We start from the raw sequence: 3,581 nt of genomic DNA on the forward strand, positions 1-3,581 counted from the left end.
TCCCCCGCTGCGGGCTTCGCCCTGCGGGGGAGGGGGAATTCTTGGGCTGTTTCTGTTTTATTCCACTATACATACACGATAAGCGCTCAGGTGTATGTAAATTTATCTCTGTGCTGCTGTTTATAATGCGTTCTGTACGCCGTCAGGCGTTTTTGTGTTTGTCCGGTGTTGCCGGGATTTTTGTTTGTTTTTTTCTGGAGTTTTTATGAAGCTGGTTTTGGCCAGTTCGTCGCCGTTTCGCGCGGCTATTTTACGCAATTTGGCTTTGCCGTTTTCGGCGGTCAGTCCTGATGTGGACGAGTCGCGCTTGCCGGGCGAGCCGCCGCAGGCGCTGGTGGAGCGGCTGGCGGTGGCGAAAGCGCGCGCGGTCGCGGCGGACGCGGAGACGTTTGTGATTGGTTCGGATCAGGTGGCGACGCTGGACGGCGAGGTGTTGGGCAAGCCGCATACGGTTGAAAATGCGGTGGCGCAGTTGTCGCGTTTTAGCGGGCGCGAGGTGCGTTTTTTGACCGGGCTGTGTTTGCGTCGCGGCGGGGTGGTGTTTTCGTGTGTGGAGCCGTTCGTGGTGCGGTTTCGCCCGCTCACCGCAGCGGAGATTCGCGCGTATGTGGCGCTGGAGTCGCCGTTGCAGTGTGCGGGCAGTTTCAAGTCGGAAGGCCTGGGCATTTTGTTGTTTGAGGCGCTGGAGGGGCGCGATCCGAATGCCCTGGTAGGCCTGCCGTTGATTGCGCTGCGCGGGTTATTTGAGCAGCACGGGGTGGGTTTGTTCGCTGAAATCGAGCGCGCTGCGCAGGCTGGTTGAGGCTTCGGTGCCCATATCGTGCAGCAGTTTTTCGAGCGGGCTGCGCGCGGGTTTGTATTCGACGAGGTCGGTGTCTTTGTATTTGGCGTCGCGCAGGGTGTTTTTGTCGCCGAGCGCGTCGATGAGGCCGAGCGGCAGCGCCTGTTCGCCCGTCCAGAAGAGGCCGCTGAACATTTCCGGCGTTTCTTTGAGGCGCTCGCCACGGCCGTCGCGCACGGCTTTGATGAATTGGGCGTGCATATTGTCGAGCAGGCTTTGCATATGTGCGACTTCTTCGGGGTTGAGCGGTTTGTCGCCGGCGAGGAAGTTTTTGTGCGCACCTGCGGTGAAGACGCGCGGGTCGAGGCCGAGTTTGTCGAGCAGGTCGCGGTAGCCGAGGTTGTAGCTGATGACGCCGATGGAGCCGACGATGCTGGCCGGGTCGGCGTAGATTTCGTCGGCAGCGGCGGCGATGTAGTACGCGCCCGATGCGCCAACGTCGGCGATGACGGCATAGACCGGCAGGTCGGCGCGTTCGGCCTTGAGGCGTTTGACGGCGCGGTAAACGGCACCGGACTGGACAGGCGAGCCGCCGCCGGAGTTGATGTCAAGGATAACGGCTTCAGCCTGCGGGTTTTTGAAGGCTTTTTCGAGGCTGGCGATGATGTCGTCGGCGTTGGCTTCGTTTTCGGCGGAAATCATGCCCTGCACGGCGACGACGGCGATGTGTTTGCCACGGTGCGAGGGCGCGGCGTCGCTACGGTCACCGTTTTTCATGCCGAACATCATGAGGAGGAAGAGGAGGAAGTAGAGCGCCCAGAAGATGCGGAAGGCGATTTTCCAGCGCCGTTTGCGCCGCATTTCGACGATGGCTTCGTGGGCGACGGATGCGAGGGCGCGTTCTTCGTCAAAGTTCATGGTGACTCCTGTGTCAGTTGGGTGATGAGGTGCGCGGCGGCGTCAGGCAGCGGCGCTTCTACGTGAACGGGGCGGGCATCATAAGCGAAGGCGATGCTTTTTGCATGGAGGAACATCCCCTTGTAGCCGCGTTTGCGCATGGCGCGGTTGAAGTCGCGCTTGCCGTATTTGTCGTCGCCGGCGATGCCGTGGCCGCGCTGTTGTACGGAAACGCGGATTTGGTGGGTGCGGCCGGTATCTAGCGTCGCTTCCAGCAGGCTGGCGTCGGCGAAGGTGTGCAGCAGGCGGAAAAAGGTACGCGCTTCCTGACCGTGCGCCGCGTCAATCACCATGCGTTCACCTCCTTGCAGTTGGCCTTTGGCGAGACGCAGCCGCACTTCGCGCACTGCCGCGTTCCAGTGGCCATCGACGAGGCAGAGATAGCATTTTTCCACGCCGCCGGATTGCATCAGCGCCTGAAATCCGGCCAGCGCGGCGCGGTGTTTGCCGAGAACAAGCACGCCGGAGGTGTCGCGGTCGAGACGGTGCGCCAGTTCGGCGTAACCCGCGCCCCACACTTGCCGCACCGCGTCAATCACGCCGTAGGGCTGCTCGCTGCCGCCATGCACGGCGATGCCGGCGGGCTTGTTCAATATGAGGAAATCGTCGTCTTCGTAAAGCACCGCGCCCGCGATGCGTTCGCACCAAAAGGCGGGAACGTCCTGCGGTGGGCGGGTGGCATCAGCCAGCGGCGGCAGGCGCAACTCGTCACCCGCGACGATGCGCAGCTCCGGTTTGGCGCGCTTCTTGTTCACCCGCACCTCGCCCCGGCGCAGCATCTGGTAAATGCGGCTTTTTGGCAGCGCCGGATAGCGTTTGCGCAGGAAATTGTCGAGCCGCTGCCCGGCATCGTCCGCCGCGACAGTGAGGAAATGTACGCGGGAAATATCCATCAAATACCCCTGGTTGCGAAAGTGGCGCAGTGTACCCGATGCGACGGGCAAATGCTTGCGCCGCCTGGGCGCGTTTGTGATAATTTGCGCGGCAAATCCCTAATAAATTTCCGTAAATGGAGCATCATCATGGCGCAAACCGACATCCCGCAAAAAACCAAAATCATCATGACCATAGCGGCACTCTTCATGCCGGTATTCCTTATTTTGCCCTTCTTCTTTTGGGGCGGCAGCGATGACAACATCACCATTGACAAAGAATTGCAGGCATCGCGCCTCGCCCCGGTCGGGCAACTGACCATCGCCGCGCCCGCCCCGCCTGCCGCAGAAACACCCGCAGCAGAAACCCCGGCGGCTGATACCAGCGCGACAGCAAGTACCGAAGGCGGTGCAGCAGCGAGTAGCGGCGCGCGCGATCCATCCTTCAACGCCAAGGGTGAGTACGACAAACTCTGCGTCACCTGCCACGGCTCAGGGCTGATGAACGCGCCCAAACTGGGCGACGCCGCTGCCTGGAAAGAGCGGCTGGACAAACACGGCAGCCTTGACGCGCTGGTCAAACAGGGCATTCAGGGTCTGAACGCGATGCCGCCCAAAGGCGGCTCAACCATCAACGACGACCAGTTCCATGACGTTGTCGTCTATATGCTGGACGAATCCAAAGTCGCCCACTAAACCGCCGCGCATCATGCCGCTGTTCACAACGAACGGCGATTCGCGTATGATGCGCGCCTCTTTTCCGGGCCTGTAGCTCAGTCGGTCAGAGCAGGCGACTCATAATCGCTTGGTCGGGGGTTCAAGTCCCTCCGGGCCTACCAAATTTTCTTTCATCAAGCGCTGTTTCAGTCATGAAATCGGCGCTTTTTCTTTGCCCGATCAGCTAATATCGCCTAGGGGCTGTTTACAATTGGCCATAACATGATGATTTCATTCGCAGGTTTGGTTAAGGC

At 60.5% G+C, this 3,581-nt stretch carries 5 protein-coding genes and 1 tRNA gene; 4 read left to right on the plus strand and 2 right to left on the minus strand.

All coding sequences use genetic code 11. The annotated features are described in order from the left end of the window. Together Q0349_RS03845 and Q0349_RS03850 are read left to right on the plus strand one after the other, a co-directional pair. Window positions 1-209, plus strand: a 209-nt coding sequence (locus Q0349_RS03845) for a hypothetical protein (protein ID WP_298079559.1), incomplete at its 5' end; no start/stop codon positions are given. After that, the gene (locus Q0349_RS03850; RefSeq protein ID WP_298079560.1) at window positions 206-802 is read left to right on the plus strand and encodes a nucleoside triphosphate pyrophosphatase; all 597 of its coding nucleotides are present in this window, start codon (window positions 206-208) and stop codon (window positions 800-802) included. The genes Q0349_RS03845 and Q0349_RS03850, both read left to right, overlap by 4 nt. On the opposite strand, the gene sppA is transcribed toward Q0349_RS03850, so the two are convergent. Both sppA and Q0349_RS03860 read right to left on the minus strand, forming a co-directional pair. Continuing rightward, entirely contained in the window at window positions 740-1,699 is a 960-nt protein-coding gene (gene sppA, locus Q0349_RS03855; protein ID WP_298079561.1) for a signal peptide peptidase SppA, read from the minus strand. The genes Q0349_RS03850 and sppA overlap by 63 nt on opposite strands. Then, window positions 1,696-2,631 carry an RluA family pseudouridine synthase gene (locus Q0349_RS03860; protein ID WP_298079562.1) on the minus strand — a complete coding sequence of 312 codons (936 nt, stop codon included), beginning with the start codon at window positions 2,629-2,631 and terminating at the stop codon, window positions 1,696-1,698. Before Q0349_RS03860 ends, sppA begins: the two co-directional genes overlap by 4 nt. Before the next feature lie 129 nt (window positions 2,632-2,760). On the opposite strand from Q0349_RS03860, the gene Q0349_RS03865 reads away from it, so the two are divergent. Both Q0349_RS03865 and Q0349_RS03870 read left to right on the plus strand, forming a co-directional pair. Beyond that, entirely contained in the window at window positions 2,761-3,306 is a 546-nt protein-coding gene (locus Q0349_RS03865; protein ID WP_298079563.1) for a c-type cytochrome, read from the plus strand. Window positions 3,307-3,372: 66 nt separating this feature from the next. Further along, window positions 3,373-3,449 (plus strand) — tRNA-Ile (locus Q0349_RS03870). Window positions 3,450-3,581: the final 132 nt, after the last annotated feature.

The sequence above is a fragment of the uncultured Cardiobacterium sp. genome (assembly GCF_938028185.1).
Lineage (GTDB): Bacteria > Pseudomonadota > Gammaproteobacteria > Cardiobacteriales > Cardiobacteriaceae > Cardiobacterium.

Coding starts and splice junctions, on each gene's coding strand:
- Q0349_RS03850 (WP_298079560.1), top strand. CDS start 206: ATGAAGCTGGTTTTGGCCAGTTCGTCGCCGTTTCGCGCGGCTATTTTA.
- sppA (WP_298079561.1), bottom strand. CDS start 1,699: ATGAACTTTGACGAAGAACGCGCCCTCGCATCCGTCGCCCACGAAGCC.
- Q0349_RS03860 (WP_298079562.1), bottom strand. CDS start 2,631: ATGGATATTTCCCGCGTACATTTCCTCACTGTCGCGGCGGACGATGCC.
- Q0349_RS03865 (WP_298079563.1), top strand. CDS start 2,761: ATGGCGCAAACCGACATCCCGCAAAAAACCAAAATCATCATGACCATA.